At 68.9% G+C, this 21442-nt stretch carries 22 protein-coding genes; 8 read left to right on the top strand and 14 right to left on the bottom strand.

From position 1 onward, the window contains the following. Positions 1-325: 325 nt before the first annotated feature. The 3 genes from AC08OU_RS02525 to AC08OU_RS02515 all read right to left on the bottom strand — a co-directional run bounded on the left by AC08OU_RS02525 (position 326) and on the right by AC08OU_RS02515 (position 2400). The gene (locus tag AC08OU_RS02525; protein ID WP_476598782.1) at positions 326-565 is read right to left on the bottom strand and encodes a hypothetical protein; all 240 of its coding nucleotides are present in this window, start codon (positions 563-565) and stop codon (positions 326-328) included. Positions 566-1141: 576 nt separating this feature from the next. Continuing rightward, entirely contained in the window at positions 1142-1747 is a 606-nt protein-coding gene (locus AC08OU_RS02520; protein WP_476598799.1) for a GNAT family N-acetyltransferase, read from the bottom strand. Between the two features lie 89 nt (positions 1748-1836). Further along, positions 1837-2400, bottom strand: coding sequence for a hypothetical protein (locus tag AC08OU_RS02515; RefSeq protein WP_476598780.1), 564 nt, complete (start codon positions 2398-2400; stop codon positions 1837-1839). A 683-nt stretch (positions 2401-3083) separates the two neighbouring features. Between AC08OU_RS02515 and AC08OU_RS02510 the strand changes: the two genes are divergently transcribed. Beyond that, positions 3084-3323: a hypothetical protein gene (locus tag AC08OU_RS02510; protein WP_476604223.1), complete on the top strand. Its 240-nt coding sequence runs from the start codon at positions 3084-3086 to the stop codon at positions 3321-3323. Positions 3324-3464: 141 nt separating this feature from the next. Further along, positions 3465-4388: an HAD-IIA family hydrolase gene (locus AC08OU_RS02505; protein WP_476604222.1), complete on the top strand. Its 924-nt coding sequence runs from the start codon at positions 3465-3467 to the stop codon at positions 4386-4388. A 35-nt stretch (positions 4389-4423) separates the two neighbouring features. Here the strand turns inward: AC08OU_RS02505 and AC08OU_RS02500 are convergent, their stop codons facing one another. Next, positions 4424-5872 carry a hypothetical protein gene (locus AC08OU_RS02500; protein WP_476604221.1) on the bottom strand — a complete coding sequence of 483 codons (1449 nt, stop codon included), beginning with the start codon at positions 5870-5872 and terminating at the stop codon, positions 4424-4426. A gap of 274 nt (positions 5873-6146) precedes the next feature. On the opposite strand from AC08OU_RS02500, the gene AC08OU_RS02495 reads away from it, so the two are divergent. Continuing rightward, the gene (locus AC08OU_RS02495; protein WP_476598797.1) at positions 6147-6833 is read left to right on the top strand and encodes an adenylate kinase family protein; all 687 of its coding nucleotides are present in this window, start codon (positions 6147-6149) and stop codon (positions 6831-6833) included. A 26-nt stretch (positions 6834-6859) separates the two neighbouring features. Here the strand turns inward: AC08OU_RS02495 and AC08OU_RS02490 are convergent, their stop codons facing one another. After that, positions 6860-7102, bottom strand: a complete 243-nt coding sequence (locus AC08OU_RS02490) for a hypothetical protein (RefSeq protein ID WP_476598773.1) — start codon at positions 7100-7102, stop codon at positions 6860-6862. Then, the gene (locus AC08OU_RS02485) at positions 7099-7419 is read right to left on the bottom strand and encodes a hypothetical protein (RefSeq protein ID WP_476598771.1); all 321 of its coding nucleotides are present in this window, start codon (positions 7417-7419) and stop codon (positions 7099-7101) included. Before AC08OU_RS02485 ends, AC08OU_RS02490 begins: the two co-directional genes overlap by 4 nt. Before the next feature lie 823 nt (positions 7420-8242). Here AC08OU_RS02485 and AC08OU_RS02480 point away from each other — a divergent pair. Then, positions 8243-8821, top strand: a complete 579-nt coding sequence (locus AC08OU_RS02480; RefSeq protein WP_462189169.1) for an NUDIX hydrolase — start codon at positions 8243-8245, stop codon at positions 8819-8821. 74 nt (positions 8822-8895) lie between these two features. On the opposite strand, the gene AC08OU_RS02475 is transcribed toward AC08OU_RS02480, so the two are convergent. From AC08OU_RS02475 to AC08OU_RS02455, 5 genes are all read right to left on the bottom strand, one after another. Then, positions 8896-9246 (bottom strand): winged helix-turn-helix transcriptional regulator, encoded by a 351-nt coding sequence (locus AC08OU_RS02475; RefSeq protein ID WP_462187137.1) that lies wholly within the window; start codon positions 9244-9246, stop codon positions 8896-8898. A 42-nt stretch (positions 9247-9288) separates the two neighbouring features. Continuing rightward, on the bottom strand, positions 9289-10170 hold the full coding sequence (locus tag AC08OU_RS02470; RefSeq protein WP_476598769.1) for an MBL fold metallo-hydrolase: 882 nt from the start codon (positions 10168-10170) through the stop codon (positions 9289-9291). Positions 10171-10236: 66 nt separating this feature from the next. Beyond that, the gene (sthA, locus tag AC08OU_RS02465; protein WP_476598768.1) at positions 10237-11649 is read right to left on the bottom strand and encodes a Si-specific NAD(P)(+) transhydrogenase; all 1413 of its coding nucleotides are present in this window, start codon (positions 11647-11649) and stop codon (positions 10237-10239) included. Between the two features lie 559 nt (positions 11650-12208). After that, positions 12209-13600, bottom strand: coding sequence for a class II fumarate hydratase (locus AC08OU_RS02460; RefSeq protein WP_476598766.1), 1392 nt, complete (start codon positions 13598-13600; stop codon positions 12209-12211). Between the two features lie 349 nt (positions 13601-13949). Beyond that, a complete protein-coding gene (locus AC08OU_RS02455) occupies positions 13950-14909 on the bottom strand; it encodes a 4-hydroxy-3-methylbut-2-enyl diphosphate reductase (RefSeq protein ID WP_476598764.1) in 960 nt (319 codons plus the stop codon). 142 nt (positions 14910-15051) lie between these two features. On the opposite strand from AC08OU_RS02455, the gene xseA reads away from it, so the two are divergent. After that, a complete protein-coding gene (gene xseA, locus AC08OU_RS02450; protein ID WP_476598762.1) occupies positions 15052-16266 on the top strand; it encodes an exodeoxyribonuclease VII large subunit in 1215 nt (404 codons plus the stop codon). A 68-nt stretch (positions 16267-16334) separates the two neighbouring features. Here the strand turns inward: xseA and AC08OU_RS02445 are convergent, their stop codons facing one another. After that, on the bottom strand, positions 16335-16604 hold the full coding sequence (locus tag AC08OU_RS02445) for an exodeoxyribonuclease VII small subunit (protein WP_476598761.1): 270 nt from the start codon (positions 16602-16604) through the stop codon (positions 16335-16337). A 549-nt stretch (positions 16605-17153) separates the two neighbouring features. Between AC08OU_RS02445 and AC08OU_RS02440 the strand changes: the two genes are divergently transcribed. Then, entirely contained in the window at positions 17154-17360 is a 207-nt protein-coding gene (locus AC08OU_RS02440; protein WP_462187145.1) for a hypothetical protein, read from the top strand. 71 nt (positions 17361-17431) lie between these two features. On the opposite strand, the gene AC08OU_RS02435 is transcribed toward AC08OU_RS02440, so the two are convergent. After that, positions 17432-18007, bottom strand: coding sequence for a DUF4245 domain-containing protein (locus AC08OU_RS02435; RefSeq protein ID WP_462187146.1), 576 nt, complete (start codon positions 18005-18007; stop codon positions 17432-17434). A 437-nt stretch (positions 18008-18444) separates the two neighbouring features. Between AC08OU_RS02435 and glpX the strand changes: the two genes are divergently transcribed. Further along, complete coding sequence (gene glpX, locus AC08OU_RS02430) at positions 18445-19449, top strand: class II fructose-bisphosphatase (RefSeq protein WP_462187147.1); 1005 nt, start codon at positions 18445-18447, stop codon at positions 19447-19449. A 117-nt stretch (positions 19450-19566) separates the two neighbouring features. Beyond that, the gene (locus AC08OU_RS02425) at positions 19567-20301 is read left to right on the top strand and encodes a sterol desaturase family protein (protein WP_476604220.1); all 735 of its coding nucleotides are present in this window, start codon (positions 19567-19569) and stop codon (positions 20299-20301) included. Positions 20302-20315: 14 nt separating this feature from the next. On the opposite strand, the gene AC08OU_RS02420 is transcribed toward AC08OU_RS02425, so the two are convergent. Further along, entirely contained in the window at positions 20316-21152 is an 837-nt protein-coding gene (locus AC08OU_RS02420; protein ID WP_476601971.1) for a polysaccharide deacetylase family protein, read from the bottom strand. Positions 21153-21442 lie beyond the last annotated feature (290 nt).

The following is a 21442-nucleotide window of genomic DNA, read 5'->3' as shown; positions in this document are numbered from 1 at the left end:
CTAACGACATGCGTGGTCCCCGCATCCGCATTGCAGCCCCCGCTACCGACATATGGAGCGGCAAGCTACAGGAGGACGGCGTCTAAGGGGACGTAATGAAGTAACAAATACGTGATCGAGAGCATCATCGCAGGTCACAGGCCTGTGGAGGGTTCGAAACGCGCAAGTTATTTTATTTCGACTCCTAACCGTCGAGGCGGTGGCGACGACGCGCAACGTGGGCAACGGATGCATGTCGCGGGTAGTCCGCAGGTCCGCGCGCTGTGCTGCGAGACAAGTTCAGCCTGAGCCCTGCTCTACCTGCCACAGCGACGTGCCCGGAGCATCACCAGCGGGCGAGCTTCTCCGCATTGCCCACGAGCGGGTCGTTACTGCGGGTGACTACGTAGCCGTTCTCTTCCAAGACCCGGATCGCTTCCTCGGGAGCATCGTGGACCAGGGCGCCGATCTGACGCTGACGCCAACGGATCCGGCCAGCCTCGACGACCGCGCGCCAACCCTCCTTTGCATCGAAGCTGCATTCAGAAATCAGGAACTGGATGAAGTCCTCGAGACACGGTCGCATCCGCGCCCCGCCCACAGGAAGATGGAGGGACGCCAAGTCATGCGGCGTTTTCTTGCCGGCATGTGCAAGGAGGGCACTGAATGCACCGCGCTCCGCGTGGAACTGCCAGTGCGCAACCAAGTAGGTAGTCGATCTTTTCCAGCTCGGTGAGTGCCTCGAACTCGTCGCCGGTGAGCGCGTAGGCGTCGCAGCGGGCTCGAAGCTCGTCAGCGGTCAGGCCGATATCGATCCAAGATCGACTTCCGGCGCGCCTCAAGCTCCTCCCGGATCGGCTTGATCACGTTCCGCAACATAGGTTCCTCCTCCAGGCTCACCGCCCAAAGTAAGCCACAGAGGTCCGACGGTTTCGCTCATCGGCCAAAAGAGGTCATTATTGCATGTCGGTGTTGGCCGTCCGGTGCCGTGGCACGGCCTGTCAGACCGGTAGGACGGTCCCACGGGACTGGCCGGTCCACGCACAGCCGTATAGACCTACTCGCCGAGGAACGCCGACAAGGCGTACGTCCCGTGCCGGTCGAGGTTGTCGCGGACCCGGTCGTAGCCGCGGGTCGTCCGCGGGTCCCGCCGGTCCGGCGCTCAGTCGAGATCGATGGCCATCAGCATGCGGGAGTTCGGGGCGAGGCCGAGCTCGCTCTCGTGCGCGACGAGGTCGGCGAGCGCCGGGGTCATCTCGGCCGCCACCAGTTCCCGGAAGCCCCACCGCGCATACAACGGACCGTTCCACGGCACCGTCCGGAAGGTCGACAACGTCACCCTCCGCACACGACGGGAGCGCGCATAATCGATCACGCTTAGGCTCAGCGCCCGGCCCCGACCCGACCTCCCGTGCTCCGGACGCACCGAGAGCTGTTCGAGATGGACACTCGCCGCCGGAGTCCCCACGCGTGGCGGCGCGCCGTCGGTCCCCGGCCCGGGCTCGGAGACGTCCGTGGGGAGGACGTCGGCGAGGGCGTAGCCCACCGCGACCCCCACCGGGGCGTCGCTCACCCAGGCCCGCCCCCCGGCGACATACTCCGCCAGCTTCTCGGCCGAAAGCGGAGAATGTCCGGCGATGTCGGTCATCCCAATCCCGGCGAACAGCACTCCGGCGGTCCGCTCGATGTCGCGCATCACGTCGACGTCGTCCTCGCTCGCCGGTCGGACCGACCGCAGGGCGTCGTCGAGGTCACGCGGGTCGGGCATCGCGCTCAAAGCCCGGGAAGAAGTCCACGTAGCCGAGTTTGACAGGACGTGCGGGCCGAGTCGTCCGGCGAGCGGCCGGCCGGGTGCGCTCAGCCGGTGGGAACGATCTGCGCCGGGGCCCCGATCTGGGCGACGAGCATGGTCCAGTGCCCGTCGCCGGCGTTGAGGGCGTCGGTCGTGCGCTGCAGCAGCACCGGCGGGGGGACGGGTGTGCCGTCGAACAGGTTCCCGCACGCCGTGACCGCCTGGGCGTAGGCACCGGCGCCTTCGGTCCAACTCCTGCTCACGCTCTCGACGGGCGGGAGGCCCAGAGGTCCGATGCGGTCGACGGCCCGCCCCAGGTCGGCGCAGGCCGGTTTCAGCGACATGCCGTCCGCCGCCTGGATGTCGGCCCGTACCGCGTTGACCGCCCGCACGACCTCCGAACGGACCTGGGCGGTGGTGGCGTACCAGGACGTGAGCCGGGCCTTGACGTCGGTGGTTGGCGGTGCCGCCGCACCGGCCCCGCCACCGGCCCCGCCACCGGCCCCGACGACGAGGAACACCACGACCACCGCCACGACCCCGACCACGGAAAGAACTGCCAGCCCGCGTCGACGTTCCTCCCTGGTCAGTTCCTCCCAGGTGCGGTAGTCGCTCCGGCGCCGGCTCACGGGTCCCCCAGATAGCAAGAAGTCAGCGACAAAGCAGACGCACAGCTCAATCCTGACGTTGCGTCGGGAGCGACTCCCGACCGCGCCGGTGACGCGACGCCCGGCGTCCCACGTACCCGGTTCAACCTCCCGCTGCGGCACCGAGGCGCCGCGGGGGCACCGAAGAGGCCCCGCGGGGGCACCACCAAAGGGGCACACCGCGAGGGGCACCACCAGACGGGCACCGCCAAATGGGCTCCGGGGCTCTGCGGCTCCGGGGCGGCTGTCCCGGCTACCGCCATAGCAATACGCCGGACCGGCGGTATGCGCGGCGGTAGATGCGGCTGCACGACCGCGAGCGCGGGCAGCGGGCAAAGTACCGGCCTGCGACATCACCCGAGTGTCGGTGCGGGAAAACGCACCGTCTTCTCCTCCCTCCCAAGGGGATCCCCACACGGGAACTTCGATTTTCGTCACACACATCTGCGTTCCGCTCCCGGCCGGCTCGGCGATGTACTCACGGATGTACGAACGGGCCGCACCCGGCCGTTGCCGGCGGAGGATCCCGGACCGACCCAGGTCGACATCCGGCGTTTCGATGCGCAAAGCTGCGTGAAAGCGTCAAGATATCCCGGGTGCTTTACCACCCCGCGGCTCGGTGGATACCGGTGAGGGACGTTCGCGAAGGGGCACAGATGGACTATGTGATGGACTTGTCGGAGTCGGAGTGGGGGACACCCGCACCGGACCGGACGGGCAGCTGGGCGATCATCGTCCTGGAGCAGGGGACCCGGCAGGTGCAGGGAGTCATCGGCCCGTTCCGGTCGCCCGGCCATGCGCAGGCCTACGCCTGCGACGGGGGATTCGCCGACTGGCTCATCGTCCCATCCCTGTATCTGATGTCGCCCACCGAACCGGAGATCGCCGCCATCGCGGTGCTGTGAGACGGGATCACCCGAACCCGGCGAGGTGAGGCGAGGTGACCGAACCCGCCGGATCGTCCGGGCCGGGTGGTCCCCATCATGGTGCCGAGTGGGGACCACCCGGCAGACGGCATCGAGCGCCGGCGGGGAGAATCGGGGGTCATGGCGGAGCATCTGATCGAGAACTATCTCATCGACATGGACGGTGTTCTGGTCCATGAGGAACATCCCATTCCGGGCGCGGATGCCTTTCTGGTCGGGATCAGCGCGGCAGGCCTGGGTTTTCTCGTGCTGACCAACAACTCGATCTACACGGCCCGCGACCTGTCCGCCCGACTGGCTGGCGCTGGACTCACAATCCCGCCGGAGCGGATCTGGACCTCGGCCCTCGCCACCGCGCTCTTCCTACACACCCAACGCCCCCAGGGATCGGCGTACGTCGTCGGCGAAGCGGGCCTGACCACGGCGCTGCACGACATCGGCTACGTCCTCAGCGACCGGTCACCCGATTACGTCGTCCTCGGGGAGACTCGGACCTACAGCTTTGAGGCAATCACCAAAGCGGTACGGCTGGTGCGCGACGGCGCACGCTTCATCGCGACGAATCCCGATCCCACCGGTCCCTCGGTGGAGGGTCTCCTGCCCGCCACCGGGGCGGTCGCGGCGATGATCACCCGGGCGACCGGCGTCACACCGTACTTTGTCGGCAAGCCGAACCCGTTGATGATGCGCAGTGCGCTGAACACCCTGTCCGCGCACAGCGAGACCACCGTGGTGATCGGCGACCGGATGGACACCGACGTCGTCGCCGGCCTGGAGACCGGAATGGACACCGTGCTGGTGCTGTCGGGCATCACGTCCATCACCGACGTCGACCGGTTTCCCTACCGGCCGACCGCCATCGTCGGCAGCATCGCCCAGCTGCCCGTCGGTCGGGACGTGCGGACGCTCGACAGCATGCCGACGGCCGCCGTGCGCCCGGCGCCAGCCGAGACCCCCGAGCGCACCGGAGCCCCCGAGCGGGCCGGGGCGCACGGTCGGACCCTGGGAGCGATGCACACCCCGGGGTCCACCACACGTGGGTGAGGGTCCACCACGGAATCAGGGAACCCCGGACGGGATCAGGAGTCGCCCTGCGAACGGCGGAACAGGGTCGCGGTCGGCGCGGCGGCGGTCAGGGTCACCTTCGTCGGCGTGAACAGGAACGACTGCTGCGGCAGGCCGTCCGGACCCAGCAGGAACGCCCGCTCGATCGAGTCGACCTGGATGCGCGCACCGGTGTCGGCACCCGCACCGACGACCCGGGTCGCCTGGATGGACGCGATGTCCTCCGCGACCGTCCCGGGCGGGAGTTCGACGGCCGTGGCGGCCGGCGCGTCCCGTTCGATGGACCAGGCAGGGTAGGTCTTGTTCGACCGGTAGGTCTCGGGGTTGCCGGCGAGCCGCACCCCGACCGACAGCCCGACCCAGGCGTCGGCGGTGTTCGGTGTGCCGACCGTGTTCTTCCGGACGATCAGGTACAGGTAGTTACGCGGGTCGCTGATCCGGGTGCGCGAGTTCGGGACCGGGGCGTCGGCGACCTTGCCCTCCCGGGCGACCTCCTGGGACATCACCCAGTAGGTCCACGGGTTGCGGTCCATCTCCCGTTCAGGGGCCTCGGCGTTCGGGTCGAGGGTGTCCGCGGCCGACAGGGCGAACCGCATCGGGCCGTTGGTGTTCTGGCACATGCTGTTGCTGCGCGTGCAGGTCCCGAGCAGCGGGTGCGTGCCCTCGTACCGGCCGGTGAACGGCTGCGACGTGTGCTCCGGACCCTGGATCACGGCGCTGCCGGGGATGGCGTTGCCGGTGGCGTCGATCTCGACCTGGTAGGTCCACTCGATGTCGGTGGTCCGCCCCCAGAACGCCATCAGGGCCGGGGTCGGGGTGCCTTCGTCCTCGTTGCTCCACACCATCGAGTAGGTCAGCAGGCGATGACCGGCGATCGCGGTTGGCGCTTCGGAGTGGAAGGCGAGCAGTGGGGTGTCGGTGACGGCGTTCTGGAACGGCCCGCCGGCCATCGGATTCGCGGTGGCGGCCGGTGCCGTCCGGCCGTAGATCACCGGAGCGTGGGCCAGGGCCTGGTAGCCGTTGTCCTGCGGCGTGACGGTGCGGAAGGTCAGATCGGTCAGGCGCGCCGTGGCGGCGTTGCGGGGCGACCGGTCCGCGGCGAACAGCGTCCGCAGGGTGTGCTTGCCGGCGGCCAGGTGACCCAGCGCGAGGCTGCGCTTGATCGGGAAGGAGGTGGGGATCACGAGGTCGGTGGCGTAGGCGGTGTCGACGTAGAGCGACAACACCGCGGACTCGCCGCCCGGGGAGCCCCAGGAGACCCCTGGGGCGGTGGTGGTGATGTCCAGGAGCACCTCGCCGTCGGCCTCGGTGCGGAAGGGGATCGACGAGTCCTGCCCCCGGTTGAGGACGATCTCCGCGGGTGGAGCCGGTGCCTTGTCCCCGGAACCGCACGCCGCGAGCCCCACCGCCAGCACGGTGGCGGCCAAGCTGGCGCCGAGCGTCTGACGCAGTCCCCTTGACACCCGCGTTCCCTCCTAGAATCCGGGATCGCCGCCGCCGCGGCCCGTTCCGCGCTCCCCCGATCCCCACACATCCTGACATCCTGCTCTTTACGGCATTGTCGCCGTGCATCGGTCCGGGTTGGGCTGCGGACAGCCCGCCGGTCGGCCGTGCGGGTGTCATGACGTACCCGCCACCGCTGGGCCGCGGAAACCCCTAGTGATCTCCATGGCGGATAACGTCGCGACGGAGAGGCCGGTGGGACAGCTGGGGGCGGAGGAACGAGCGGGAGTCGGCGTGCGCAAGTTCGTCATCATGGGCGTGCAGGGCAGCGGCAAGGGAACCCAGGCGACGATGATGGCCCGGGACTTCGACCTGGTCCACATCAGCGTCGGCGACGTCTTCCGCTGGAACGTGCAGAATCACACCAAACTCGGTGCCCAGGTCAAACGCATCGTGGCGGCCGGTCACCTGGTCGGGGACGATCTCGTCGAGTCAGTGGTGCGCTCCCGGCTGGCCGAGCACGACTGGAACTATGGGTTCATCATCGACGGGTTCCCGCGCAACGCACGGCAGGCCGAGTTCTTCCTGGAGAGCTACGACATCGACGGGGTCATCTACCTCGACCTCCCCGACGACGAGGTCTACCGGCGGGTGCTCGCCCGCCGGTTCTGCTCGCGGTGCGTCCTGGACTACAACCTGATCGCCAGTAGGCCGCAGGTGCCGGACACCTGCGACGTGTGCGGAGCGCCGCTGCTGACCCGGGCCGACGACAACCCGCAGGCGCTGGCCGTCCGCCTGCGGGAGTACCACGAGAAGACCCGACCGGTCATGGAGATCTTCCAGCGCAAGGAGTTCGTGGCCGTCGTGGACGCCAGGCACCCGCCGCGCGAGGTGCAGGCGGAGATCCGCCGGCATTTCGATCTTCCGCAGCTCGATCGCTCGCAGTTCGGTCTTCCGCAGCGGCCGGTCGTGTCCGGGTGAGCCCGGCCGCGATCCCCCCGGGGGGGCTACTGCTTAGTGAATACCACGGCGACGCCGTCGGTGTTACCGACCCCCGCGGCCCCGATACTCCCGTTGACGCCGTGCCCGTTGAACTGGATGGCTCTGGCGACTCCCGGAATCCCCACATCCGTTGTGATCTTATAGCCGGCGCCAGGCAGGGTCTGCCGGTAGAAGGTGGCCACCCCGTCGCTGGACACCCCGCCCAGCGTCACCGTCGACGTTTTCCCGGTGGTCGTGCCGACCTTCACGGTGGCCCCGGGCGGCACCGGGAAATCGGAGGGACATTCGTGCCACGCAGGGCATCCGCGCCGCTGACGGCGTCGATCCTTCCCACCCCCGGCAGCGAGGTAGGCAGCGAGGTGGGCAGCCCGCTCGGCAGCGCGGTGGGGATCGACGTCGGCAGGGTCGGTGTGCTGACGGAGGGCGGCACACCGATGTCGTCGGACCCCCCGCAACCGGCGGTCAGCGCGACCATTCCCGCGAGGACCAGCCCCGGAAGCAGCGTCATGGTTCGGCCGGACCGGATCCCTCGGCGTGGTTCGTCAAGGGTGAGGTTCTCCCGCACGGCTGGTCCTCCTGCTCGGTCCGACCGGCGGGACAGGGGTCCCGCGGGCGGACGGTAGATCATCACTGTGGATCTGTCCAGGTGTCTGATTCCCGGATCTTTCGGATCCATGCTGTCGACCTTAGGGGACGTAATGAAGTAACAAATACGTGATCGAGAGCATCATCGCAGGTCACAGGCCTGTGGAGGGTTCGAAGCGCGCAAGTTATTTCATTTCGACTCCTTAGTCGCGGACGGTGCACGCCGCGTGGCGGTGTCGGCTCAGCGTCATTGCCTGCGTGGGGGTGGGCCGTGTGGGGGTGGCCTGCGTGGGGGTGCGGTCGGTGCGTCGCCACCCGGGGGGAGCACACCTGAGCATCACGTCGGGTCGGGGGTCGAGATCGTGCGTCGGGGCGGCCGAGCTTTCGGATTTGTGTCATAGGTGAGGTTTGAGGGGTTAGTCGCCGGGTATCCGCACGGCGGATGTTACTTGCCCTGTTTATCCGCTTAGTCCTTGGCGGGGTCGATGGCGATGGTCGCCCCGAGGGGGCTGGACGCGAAGGGATGGGCGGGGCGGCACTCCGGTACCAACAACTACCTTCCGTAATCGCAAGAAAGGGATGGGTCGCATGGGGGTGGCGACTACCTGGGGTGTTGGTGCCACTGCTTCCAGCTTCCGCCTTCCTCGGCCGGTGGTGGATCCCCTCGCGGGTGAAGCCCCCTTTCTAGCTGTCGGAATTCCGATTCGGTCCGTTCTGTTACCTTTTTTATCACTGTAAGTGAGGATGTCGATGCGACACGAGTTTCGGTGTGTCCCGTCCCAGTGCGCCGTGATCGGCGCCCGATGCCTGTACGTTCCTTAAGCGTGGCGGTCACCAACAACGCGGTGATCGGTGTGGCCTTGGGCTACATCGAGGCAAACCCGGATGAAGTGGACCTCATGCGGTCCTTGGTCGTGCTGGCTCTGCACGGGCCATCCATCACAGCCCGTAGCACGATGCCGGCCCACGTCACGTGCCGAGCCGCGATCGTGTCCCCGGACTGGCGGGTGCTGGAGATCCTGGAGCCGTCCACCGCGGTCTGGCGGATGCCCGGCGGTCATGTAGATGCCGACGACTCCTCGCTGCTCGGCGCCGCGCTCGGGCTCGCCGCGCGCCGGGCAGGTGTCGAGGCCGACGCGGTGATCCCGGGCGGGATCCTCCCGTTCGACGTGGAGGTCGGAATCGTCGACGCCGCGCCGATCCTCGGTGAACCCGAGCACGTGCACTACGACATGACCTATCTCTTCCACGTCGAGGACCGCAGCCTCGCGGTGCGGGAGAGCGCCACGACGCAGGTTCGGTGGGTGGCGCCCGAGCAGATTTCCGGCCAGCTGGGCGCGAAGCTGACCAGGGCGTTCCAGCAGGCCGGGCTGGTGCGCTGACCGGACCCATGCGGGCCTGATCCAGCCGGGGTGCCGAGCAGCCCTAGGCCAGCAGGGCGGGCCGCCAGGGCGGGTCAGCAGCATGGGTCGGGGAGCCAGGTCTCGGCCCAGAGGGAGAGGGCCGCGACCGTGTCTGCGAGGTCCGCTCCCTTCGCGGTCAGGTGGTACTCGGTCCGCGCGGGCGTATCCGGGACGACGGTGCGTCTGACCATCCCTTCGGCTTCAAGTTCTCTCAGCCGCACGGAACAGAGCCGGTCGGACAGGTTGGGCACCGCCGTCGTGATCTCGGAGAACCGGGTTGCGCCGGCCAGCATCGCGCGCACGATGGCCCCGGTCCAGCGCCGCCCAATGGTCTCGACGGCATGGTGGTAGCGCGGGCAGAACGAGGACAGCTCCACCCTGATCAGCCTATGCTTGCCCGCCATTAGCCGGCCCGATCCGGTAATAGCGGCTTACCTTTCGTCGGCTTATGACGTCGTGGGGCGAGGAGCCCGGGACTCGGGTGGAACCGGTCCCTGGGGCGTGTCGTCCGCCACGAACCGCAGATATCGCTCGGCGGAGCGGCGCACGGCGGCCCGACCGCCGGCGCGGACGATCGCCTGCCAGAACGCGCCGTAGACGACCTCGAAATCGAAGGGTTCGAGGAGCGCGACCGTCCGCCGGACCGCCCCGGGCCGTTCCGGGATGTAGTTCGGGTAGCTGTACATGAAGCTCACCCACCGCCGGTCCTGCACCACCTGCAGGATGTCGCCGGAGAACAGCGCACCGCGCCCGTTCTCCCCGTCCGCCCAATGCAGGACCGTGCCACCGGCGAAGTGCACACCGCCGTTGACGAGGGTCAGCCCCGGGCCGATCCGGTGGGTGTCGCCGGACCAGAGCACGATCGCATCGCCGGTCCGGCCGATCCAGGCGGCGTCGGCGGCGTGGATGTAGATCGGCACTCCGCCGAAGGCGTGACTCCAGTCCACCATGGCGCCGTAGAAGTGCGGGTGGCTGACGGCGATGGCGCGGATGCCGCCGAGCGCATCAACCTGACCCGCGAGATCGTCGTCGAGGAAGGGCACGCAGTCCCAGAGGATGTTGCCCTCGTCCGTGCGGACCAACAGGGCCCGCTGCCCGATGGAGATCTTCGGTTCGGCGCCGACGCCGAACACGCGGTCCCCCTCGGGGCGCAGTACCCCGCGGTATCCTGCGGCCCGCAGCCGTGCCCGCGAGGTCCACCGCTGACCGTCCCAGCCGACGTACTGCCGTTCGTCCTCGCACACCGGGCAGTCGCCCCGGACCGCACCGTACTGGATCCCGCAGGTTAGGCAGATCGGCAGATCGAGACTGGCGGGATCGAGTGGCACGGGCGCTCCTGGGGCGTCACCTGCCGGTGTAACCACGGTGGAACACCGGGATGTCGCCGAGCCTATTCAGCCGCTGAAGCGGGCGACCGCGTGCATCTTGTTCATCGCGTCCAGAGCCGCGACCTTGTAGGACTCGGCGAGCGTCGGATAGTTGAAGACGCTGTCGATGAGGTAGTCGATGGTGCCGCCGCAGCCCATCACAGTCTGTCCGATGTGGACGAGTTCGGTGGCTCCTGTACCGAAGACGTGTACCCCGAGAAGGCGCCGGTCGTCCGGGCTGACCAGTAGCTTCAGCATCCCGTACGAGTCACCGAGGATGGCTCCGCGGGCCAGCTCCCGGTACCGGGCAATGCCCACCTCGAACGGGATGGCCTGCTCGGTCAGCTCGTCCTCGGTGCTGCCGACATAGGAGATCTCCGGGATCGTGTAGATCCCGATCGGCATCAGCTCGGCCCGCATGGCGTTGACGTCCTCGCCGCAGGCGGAGTAGGCCGCGAGACGTCCCTGTTCCATTGACGTCGCCGCGAGAGCGGGGAATCCGATCACGTCGCCGACCGCGTAGATGTGGTCGACCTCCGTGCGGAAGTCCGAGCCGACCTTGATCCGGCCGCGGTTGTCCGCGGAAAGGCCGGCCGCCGGAAGGTTGAGGATGTCGGTGAGCCCCTGCCGCCCGGCCGAATACATCACCGTGTCCGCCGGGAGCTTCTTCCCGCTTTCGAGCAGGGTGAGGGTACCGCCGTTGTGGCGTTCCACGGAGACGACCGACTCGCGGAAACGGAAGGTCACCGCAAGATCGCGGAGCTGGTACTTCAACGCCTCGACGATTTCGAGGTCGCAGAAGTCGAGCATCCGGTCACGGCGCTCGACGACGGTCACCTTCGTGCCGAGCGCGGCGAACATCGAGGCGTATTCGATACCGATCATACCGGCGCCGACGACGACCATCGACCGGGGCAGTTTCTCTAGGGCCAGGATCTGGTCGCTGTCGACGACAGTCCGTCCGTCGAAGTCGACCGTGTCCGGCCGCGCCGGGCGGGTGCCCGTGGCGATGATGATTCTTTCCGCCTGGATCCGGCGGTCCTCGGTGTCCTCGCCGCCCGCCCGCACGTTCACGGTGTGCGGATCGACGAAGCTGGCCAGTCCCGTCAGCAGGGTGACGTGGTTACGGCTGAGCTGATTGCGAATCACGTCGATCTCGCGGCTGATGACATGTCTGGTCCGCGCCGAGAGGTCACCGACGGTGATGTCATCCTTTACCCGGTAGCTCGACCCGTACAGCTCACGCTGTGACATGCCGGTCAGATAAAGGACCGCTTCCCGCAGCGTCTTGGACGGGATCGTGCCAGTGTTGATGCTGACACCACCGATCATTTCCCGTTTGTCGACGATCGCGACCCGTCGGCCGAGCTTGGCCGCTGCGATCGCGGCCTTCTGCCCGCCCGGCCCGGATCCGATGACGAGGACGTCGTAGTCGAACATCGTCACATCCCCCGCAATCTATCGGTCTCCGGTGAACCCGAGGCTATCCGGCCGGACGGGTCGGGTCGGCACGTTGGCCGTGCTTGTTACGTCCATTTCTTCTGGGAAATTTCTCGGGAGTCGCTTCACCTGCGGATTATCACTCGAGGTAGGTGTCGCGAACCCGTCTGTGATGGCCGAGGTGTGCCGTCATGCCCGCCATATGTGCCGGTGTGGTTCCGGTTGAGAGCTTTTCGAGTCCAACTGGTGGGAACCTGTCGAGGACTTGCGCCGCCAGGCCGCCGGGCCCCCGCCGCCGGGCCGTTGGACCCTGCTGTCGGGCCGGGCCGTCGTGCCGGCAGGTGAAATTGAGGCACCCGCCACCCGTAACCAATCCGCCGCCGGCCCGTTAAACCTCTAGCGGGGGTCGTGGAGGCTGTCTGGGGGGTCTTCCACGGCTCCCGCCGCGCCGTCGGTCGCCGCCTGTCGGGTCGCGCTGTCGGGACGGGACACCCCCGTGGGTCACGGAGGTGTCCGGGAGACGCGACGGTCGGGGGAGAGGCCGCCCGACGAGCTTCGGCTACGGGTGGGTCATCGACAGCACGTCGAGCGCGGCGTCGAGCTGTGCCTCGGTGAGTTTGCCCGCCTCAACGTAACCGCGCTCGAGAACGACCTCGCGAATGGTCTTCTCCTCGGCGAGCGAGATCTTGGCGACCTTCGCGGCCTCCTCGTAGCCGATGTACTTGTTCAGCGGCGTCACGATGGAGGGGGAGGACTCGGCGTAGCGGCGGCAGCGTTCGACGTCGGCGACGATGCCGTCGATGCAACGGTCGGCGAACAGCCGGCTGATCGTCGACAGGATGTGGATCGACTCCAGCAGGTTACGTGCGATCACCGGCAGCATGACATTGAGCTCGAAGCTCCCGGCTGATCCGCCGAACGCGACCGCCGCGTCGTTGCCGATGACCTGGGCGACGACCTGACAGACCGCCTCGGGAATGACCGGATTGACCTTGCCGGGCATGATCGAGGATCCGGGCTGGAGGTCGGGCAGCCGGATCTCGCCGAGCCCGGCTCGTGGGCCGGACGAGGCCCAGCGCAGGTCGTTGGCAATCTTGTAGAGCGAGAGGGCGATCACCCGCAGCACGCCGGACGCCTCGACGAGGCCGTCCCGGGAGGCCTGCGCCTCGAAGTGGTTGCGTGCCTCAGTCAGGGGAAGACCGGTGCTGGCGGACAGTTCCTCGATTACCGCGGCGGAGAAGCCGGGCGGGGTGTTGATGCCGGTCCCGACGGCTGTCCCACCGAGCGGCAGCTCTCCGATCCGGGGCAGTGCCACCTGCAGGCGCTCGACGCCGAGCCGGACCGCGGCGGCGTACCCGCCGAACTCCTGGCCGAGTGTCACAGGGGTCGCGTCCATCAGATGGGTCCGGCCGGACTTCACGACGTCGGCGAACTCGGTCTCCTTGCGACCGAGCGCGGTGGCAAGGTGCTCCAGGGCCGGGATCAGGTCGCCGACGATGCCCTGGGTGGCGGCGATGTGGATCGATGAGGGAAAGACGTCGTTCGAGGACTGCGAGGCGTTGACGTGGTCGTTCGGGTGAACCGGGCGGCCGAGGCGCTCGGAGGCGAGCGAGGCCAGCACCTCGTTGGTGTTCATGTTGGACGAGGTGCCGCTGCCGGTCTGGAAGACGTCCAGGGGGAACTGGTCGTCCCAGTCACCACGGGCCACCTCCGTGGCCGCGTCGGCGATCGCCTCGGCGATGTCCGCGTCGAGCACGTCCAGCTTGGCGTTCACCGTCGCGGCGGCGGCTTTGATCCGGGCGAGCGCCGCGATGTGCGCGCGGGAGATCCGCTGGCCGGAGACGGGAAAGTTCTCCACCGCCCGCTGCGTCTGGGCCCGCCACCGGGCCGTGACCGGTACCCGGACGTCACCCATGCTGTCGTGCTCGATGCGGTATTCCTGCTCGCTCATGCGCCCGTTCTCCCGATGCTCGTCGCCCTTGACCTGTACTGCCCGTGCCCTGTACCGCACACTGGGGCCGCGTCCCGGCGAGATGCCGCCTGGACGCGGCCCCAGGGCCGACCTTAGGACATGTCGGGCCTGCCCCGCATGGCGCCTTCGGCGCAATGCGGGGACCCCTGGCATAGGGCACCGTTCGGGGTTTCCGTTACCTCGCCTTCGGTGAGGTTCCTGGGGGAGCCTCGGGGGCCTTCGGCGTGATGCGGGGACAGTGAGAATGGCTATAGGGGAACGTCGGGGGCTTCGGCGCAATGCGGGGAAGGGTGGCTCCGACGAGTCTGATGTGAGGGGCGGTCCGGGCTCAGCTGGCGGCGCGCTCGCGGGTACGCATCTCCCGGCGAAGCTCCGGCGGCAACGCAAAGAGAAGGTGCTCGTCCGCGGACGTGACCTCCTCCACATCGGTGAAGCCCCGCTCGGCGAGCCAGGCCATCACGCCGGTGACGAGCTCCTCCGGCACCGATGCGCCGCTGGTGACCCCGACGGTCTCGACACCATCGAACCAGCTCAGGTCCACCTCGGTGGAGTCGTCCACGAGGTAGGCGGCCGGCGCGCCGGCGTCGAGCGCGACCTCGACCAACCGGACCGAGTTCGAGGAGTTCCGCGAGCCGACGACGATGACCAGGTCGACCGCGCCGGCGATCTCCTTGACGGCGACCTGGCGGTTCTGCGTGGCGTAGCAGATATCGTCGCTCGGTGGACCCTGCAGGTGCGGGAATCGCTCGCGCAGCGCGTCGACCGTCGTCATCGTCTCGTCGACGGACAGCGTGGTCTGGGAGAGGAAGGCCACCCGCTTCGGATCGCGGACCTTCACCCCGGCGGCGTCCTCGGGCCCGTCCACGAGGTGGATGCGGTCCGGAGCCTGCCCGGTGGTGCCGACGACCTCCTCGTGGCCCTCGTGGCCAATGAGGAGGATGTCGTAGTCCTCGCGGGCGAACCGCCTGGCTTCAGAATGCACCTTGGTGACCAGCGGGCACGTGGCGTCGATTGTGTGGAGCTCGCGCGCCGCAGCCTCTTCGTGCACCGTTGGTGCTACTCCATGGGCTGAAAACACGACGGTGGCGCCGTGCGGCACCTCGTCGGTTTCGTCCACGAAGATCGCACCCTTGGCCTCCAGCGTCTTCACGACATGAAGGTTGTGAACGATTTGTTTGCGTACGTAGACCGGTGAACCGTACAGCTCTAGTGCTTTCTCCACGGTCACGACGGCTCGATCGACACCAGCGCAGTAGCCGCGCGGTTTGGCAAGAAGGACCCGGCCCATAGGTGGGAGTCTACGCGGCGGCCGGCGGCCGGGAAGTCGGCTAGGCGATGCATCACCCGATGGCGACATCGTCCGGTCCGGCCGTGACGAGGGCCGCCGACTGTTGTAGGGCGAGGCTGGAGGGCGAGGTTACGGTGCCCGGGTGGCACTGACATCGTCCCCGGAACAGCCGCTGCCGGTCCGCAGCGTGTCGCGCGCGCTGGGAGACTGGATCAACCGGCTGGGGCGAGTGTGGGTCGAGGGGCAGGTGACCGGGATCGTCCGCCGTCCCGGGATGGGAACGGTCTTCCTCACCCTGCGGGACCCGGTGGCCGACGTGTCCCTGCGGGTCACCTGCCCGCGCGCGGTGTGCGACGCGGTGGGGCCGGCGCTCGTCGACGGGGCCCGCGTCGTGGTGTGGGGCAAGCCGTCGTTCCACCCCGGCCGAGGCACGCTGGCCCTTGCGGTTGTTGAGATTCGCCCGCTCGGTGCCGGTGCGCTGCTGGCCCGGCTCGAACAGCTCAAGGCCACGCTGGCGGCCGAGGGGCTGTTCGCCGCGTCCCGTAAGCGGCGTCCTCCGTTCCTCCCGGCGGCCGTCGGTCTGATCACCGGGCGGGCCAGCGCGGCGGAGCGGGACGTGGTCGAGAACGCGCGCCGTCGCTGGCCGGCGGTGCGTATCGTGTTACGGGAGGTGGCCGTCCAGGGGCCTCTCGCGGTCGCCCAGGTCATCGACGCGCTGCGGGAACTCGACGCGCGTGCCGAAGTGGAGGTGATCGTCATCGCTCGTGGCGGCGGGTCGCTGGAGGATCTGCTGCCCTTCTCTGACGAGGCGCTGCTGCGGGCCGTCGTGGCCGCGCGTACCCCGGTGGTGTCGGCAATCGGACACGAGCAGGACACCCCTTTGCTCGATTTTGTCGCCGACGTCCGCGCCTCCACACCGACGGACGCGGCGAAGAGGGTGGTGCCGGACGTCGGTGAGCAGGCGATCGCGGTCGCCCAGCTGCGGGCCCGGGCCCGGCGGGTCGTCGAGCACCGGCTCGACCGGGAGGAACGTTGGCTGGCGGACACCCGGGGGCGCCCCGTGCTCGCAACGCCCACGCGCGACGTGGGCCGCAGAGCGGACGACGTGTCGGCGCTCCTCGCCCGTTCGCGCCGCTGCGTCCGCCACATGATAGATGTGACCGGGAACGATCTGGCCGCCACCCGCGCCCGGATGCGCGCGCTGTCGCCGGCGGCGACCCTCGACCGCGGGTACGCCGTGGTGCAGCGCACCGTGGATGGTGCGGTTGTGCGCGGGCCTGCCGAGGTTGCGGCCGGGGACGGGCTCGCCATCCGGGTGGCGGGCGGAACGCTGCGCGCGACGGTCGTGGACGGCTGAGCAGGCCCGGCGGCCCGTCGGCTGGAGGGGCCGCTCGCTCAGGAGACGCTCAGGAGATCAGGAGACGCTCAGGGGAGTGGAGTCGCCGCGGCCAGTCGAGCGCGGGCGCCGTCGAGCAGCGCCTGACAGGTCCTGGCGAGCTCCTCGCCCCGTTCCCAGAGGATCAGTGACTCCTCCAAACTCACCCCGCCGGCCTCCAACCGGCGGACGACCTCCTCGAGTTCGGCCCGCGCGGCCTCGTAGGTGACCGGTGGGGCCGGGACGCCCGGCGGGGGGACATCGGCGGAGTCCGAGGCGTGACCGGTAGGGCTGTCGTTGAATGCTTCGGGCATGGCCACCTCCGTGCCGCCTCCGCGGCCCTCTAACCTCTAGAACCCTCTATGCCTCTACAACCCTCTACAGCGAGGTCCGCTCAATCCGTGGACCGCGCGGTTCCGGGCCGGCCCCGGCGGAGCGGGGAGGCCCCCTGCCTCGGGGTGCCATCGTTTCAGGATGCCATCGGCGTTTGCGGCTCGGTCCCGGTGGGTTACGGGTTCGGCCCCGACTCAGCATCCACCGTTGGGCGACCCGACGGCCAGGGGGCACCGGCGTGGCGATTTCCCCTCCGCCTGGCCAACATGATATCCAACAAGGAACAATCATGGCTGAACCCGGTCGGTCCGGTAGAGATCCATAGTACAAGGTCACTGCACGGCGTTTCAGGTCGGTCGCGGTCCGAGACGGATCACGTCCGGCCTGGCACACTGGCCGTTACCCGCAGGACATCCAGTCCGGAGGTAGCAATGCCCGCGCTACGCCCGACGCCTCGTCGCCGGCCTCTCGGCGACCTCGCCCGAGAGTACGCTCCGCCTTCGGTTGCCGCCGTGGGTGCCGTGCCGAGGGGTGGGATGACCGGGACGCGGGGTGGCGGCGCCCACCTCGGATGGCGGATGCCGACGACGGGCCCGCTGCTACGTCGGGCGGCCGGGCTGGTCATCGGCATGGCGATTCTCATCCCGGCCGCCACCGCGCTGGAGGGTGGGGGCGAGCCACCGGCCGCAACGGCCGTCGCGCCCGCACGGCCTCCCGTCATCGCGGTCGCCGTCCAGCGATGACCGGGTTCGCGCTGACCGGGCGGCTTGCACCGACCGGGTTCCCACCGACCAGGCTCGCACCGGCGGCGCGATCAGTTCGTGGCGGCGGGAACGACCGGTCGCAGTGACGCGGCGAGGGTGACCAGATCGGCCTGATTCGCCCCGCCTTTGCCGCCTCCATCATCCACGATCACGGTGACGCCGCCGTCGGTCCGGGTGAGCGCGAGATGCCCATCGCCGTCCCGGCGTTGCTGCCAGGCGACGCCTTCCACATCGACCGTGCCGTTGGCCGGTCGGTTCCCCAGGATCCGCTGGACCGCGGTGGGAGCGTTGCTCTCGACGAAGCGAGCGAACGTCCGATGGTCGGGCCGATCGACAACATAGCCGATCGTCGCCTCGGCGGGACCACCGTCGGCACCACCGGTGGGCAGCGTCAGGCGGATGGAGGTCGGCTTCCAATAGGAGGGCAGGCCAGCCGGCCCGAGTGGGGAGTAGGGCGCCTGGCGGGCGAACGCCGCCATCGGCTCACTCGTCGCGACGACCTTGACCGTGGGCTCGTCGCTTCCGCGGGGCATGACGAAGATGACGAAGAGCAGGACACCCGCCATGACTACGGCGAGAGAGAGCGCCATGTCTCTGATCGTTTCCTGACCGCGTCGTCGTGCCACGTCCCCATCTTCCAGGTCTGAGCCCCCGGATGGGCACCCAGACCACGTCTGGGCGGCTCGCAGGGGTGGTGGTGTGTTCAGGCTCTCGCCCGGCTGGATGGCCTTATCGGGGAGCGCGGGGTGAGGAACCGGCCACGCCGGGACCTGTCGGGCAGCCGTCACGCCCCCTCCGCGTGACGGCTGCCCGATGCTTCGTTGGACGCGCGTACCGGGTTGAAGGTTGCGTGCCTCTTCGGCGGATTCGAGGTGTCGTGTCGACGACAGGCCGGATTTGCCGGACGGCCGCAGGCACACCTTCGCGGCGGGATAGGGTCATGGAGGTATATTCGGCGTCACTCTGGGCCTATCTCGGGCGCCGACGGGGCTCCCGAACTAGGCTCGGGGCCGTGTCTTCCACTGCTGAATCCTCCGTTTCCAGGCCTTCCGACGCCTCGTCCGTGCCCGACACGCTGGCCGTGCAGGGACAGGCTCCGGATCGCAACCTCGCGCTCGAACTTGTCCGGGTAACCGAGGCAGCCGCGCTCGCCGCGGCGCGCTGGGTCGGCCGTGGTGACAAGAACGGCGCGGACGGGGCCGCCGTCGACGCGATGCGCCGACTGGTCGGCACCGTCTCGATGCGCGGGGTCGTCGTGATCGGCGAGGGGGAGAAGGACGAGGCCCCCATGCTGTTCAACGGCGAGGTGGTCGGTTCGGGGGAAGGGCCCGAGTGCGACGTCGCCGTGGATCCCGTGGACGGTACGACGCTGACCTCCAAGGGGATGAATAACGCCATCTCGGTCATGGCGGTCAGCGAGCGTGGCTCGATGTACGACGCGAGCGCGTGTTTCTACATGGAGAAACTGGTCACCGGCCCGGAGGCGGCCGGGGCGGTGGATATCACGGCCTCGGTGGAGGACAACATCCGCGCCGTGGCGAAGGCCAAGGAGATCCTCCCGCGGGACGTCACCGTGGTGGTCTTGGACCGGCCCCGGCACAGCCAACTGGTCGAGCAGATCAGGGCGGCCGGCGCCCGAGTTAAGCTGATCTCCGACGGCGACGTCGCCGGAGCGGTGATGGCCGCCTCGGCGGACACCGGCGTGGACCTGCTGCTAGGGATCGGCGGCACTCCCGAGGGGATCATCACGGCCTGCGCGGTGACCTGCCTGGGCGGAGTGATCCAGGGCCGGCTGTGGCCGCGGGACGACGCGGAGTATCGCAAGGTCGCCGACCTCGGGGGCGACCCGACCCGGGTACTGTCCACCCGGGACCTCGTCGACAGTGACAACGTCTTCTTCGTGGCGACCGGCATCACGGACGGCGAACTGCTCGCCGGGGTGCGGTACCGGCCGGGCGGGGCGAACACGTCCTCGCTGGTGATGCGGTCACGCTCGGGCACCATCCGCCGAGTGGACAGCCAGCATCAGCTCACCAAGCTGCAGGCGTACTCCACCGTCCCGTTCTGAGCCGCCGCTGTCCCGGTCGCCACTCCGGTCGCAGCTCCGATCCAAGTCGCCGGTCCGGTCGGAGTTCCGTACAGTTTCCATGCTGTTCCGGTTCCGATCTGGTCGGGAGGTGGTCGCATGGTGCTCTACCCGCGACCTTCCGTCCCCGCGAGGGTGTTCGCGCGCCTCGACCCCCCGGGACCGCACGGCAGCGCCGCGGAGGTCCGGACGCTGGCGGGTGCGGCACGCAGGTTCCTGCGCCATCCACGGCCCCCCGTCCTGCTTGGTTGCGTGGGGACGCTTGCCGCCCTGCGGGCGGTCCGAGGCCCGTGGCGGATCCGGGACACCGGCGTCGCGGTGGCTGCCATGGCGGCGCAGCCCTTCGTCGAGTGGAGTGTGCACCGGATACTGCTCCACGCCCGGCCGGGCAGTCGGCTGGGATCGATCGGTTACCAGCTTGCCGGATACGGGCACGAGCAGCATCACCGCGATCCGACCAACCTCGACACGATGTTCTTGCGCCCCCGCGAGGTGATCAGCGGAACCGTCGCCGTCGCGGCGCCGGCGCTGCTCGGGCCGCCGTGGGCGGCGACCGGCGCGCTCTGCCTCGGGATGGGTGCGCTCGTCTACGACTGGACGCATTTCCTCATCCATACCCGGGTCCCCCCGCGCACGGCCTACTACCGGCGGTTGTGGCGAGGGCATCGTTTGCACCACTACCGCAACGAGCGGTACTGGCTCGGGGTGACCAGTCCGCTCGGTGATCTGGCCCTGCGCACCGACCCGCCGCGGGACGCCGTGGCACTCTCGCTGACCGCCCGCGGGCGGAGTACCGCCGCCACCCCGTCTGCTCAGTTTGTTCGGACTGCTTAGTTTGTTCGGCCTGCTCAGTGCTCCGGCAGGGCCTGTGACGGCGAGCTGAGGCTGGGGGATGCGAGGTCGTCCGGGTCCCCGGTGCCGGTTACCGGGCCAGGATCAGGCTGACCGAGCCGGGGGGTGAAAAGATCGGGCTGACGGGCTGCGCGCCGAAACCGATGGGTGTGGGCTCGTGGCACCGTGAGAGGCGGCGCGGGCCGCCCGACGCCTTCCAACCACGCGAGAAGCCGGCTGTCGGGCGTGTTCGCCTCGACGGTCAACCGAGCGAGGGCGAAGCGGTCGTCGGCGGGATGCGAGAGGACGTCGCGTACCGCGCAGGCCGAACTGTAGCCGGCCGAGATCACAAGCTGGCGTACGGACGGGTCGTATCCGCCGAGGGGGTAGGCGAACGTGCGAGGTTCGTCCCCGGTCGCCACGGCCAGCCGACGACGCGACAGCGTCAGTTCGGCGATCACGTCGGTCCGCGCCAGCTCGTCCAGCCGCCGTCCGGTGTGACCGGATCCGCCGATTTCTATCCCGAGACCCCGTATTCGATGAAGGTCGGTCCGGTTGAAATAGCCCGGATCACCGACCCGCGAACTGGTCACGAATACCGTCGCCGTCAGACCCGTCTCGGCCAGCCGGCGGAGAGCCTTCAAGGTTTCCACGCCGCCGTCGTCGAAGGTGATGACGACCGGGTTGGCCGACCAGGTGGCCGCGCGCAGGGATGCGGCATATTTCGACACGGTGAGCGCCTGCCGGCCGGAGGCGGCGATGATGGCGCAGTGCCGCATGAAGGTCGAGAAGGGGATCAGCCGACGTCGCGGGCCGCGTGGCGGCTGCGTGTCGAGAGACCGGTAGCGCAACATCGGGATCACCGGGGTTCTCTCCGCTGAGCAGGGACTGGCGGTCACCGGGACCCGGCCGGCTCACCAGCGGACAGGACGTACTCGCCGGAGAAAGGGTGAGACGTGCACGACAAGCGGGCCTCCCTACGTCCGCCGCCTCCAGGGGATGCGGCACCCGATAGGCCAGTGGAAGTGCGCCTGAGCGGCGGGTGCGTGATGCGGCATGGAATCTAGCACGAGCTGCGGCAATAGGTGTGGTCGCGTTGCCGGTGTTTGTCGTCGGCCGTTCCAGCTACATGCCTGTTATTGTT

It is taken from the genome of Frankia sp. CcMO1, assembly GCF_977945845.1.
The sequence above is the reverse complement of the archived record's forward strand: the minus strand, read 5'-3'. Positions and strand labels throughout refer to the sequence as shown.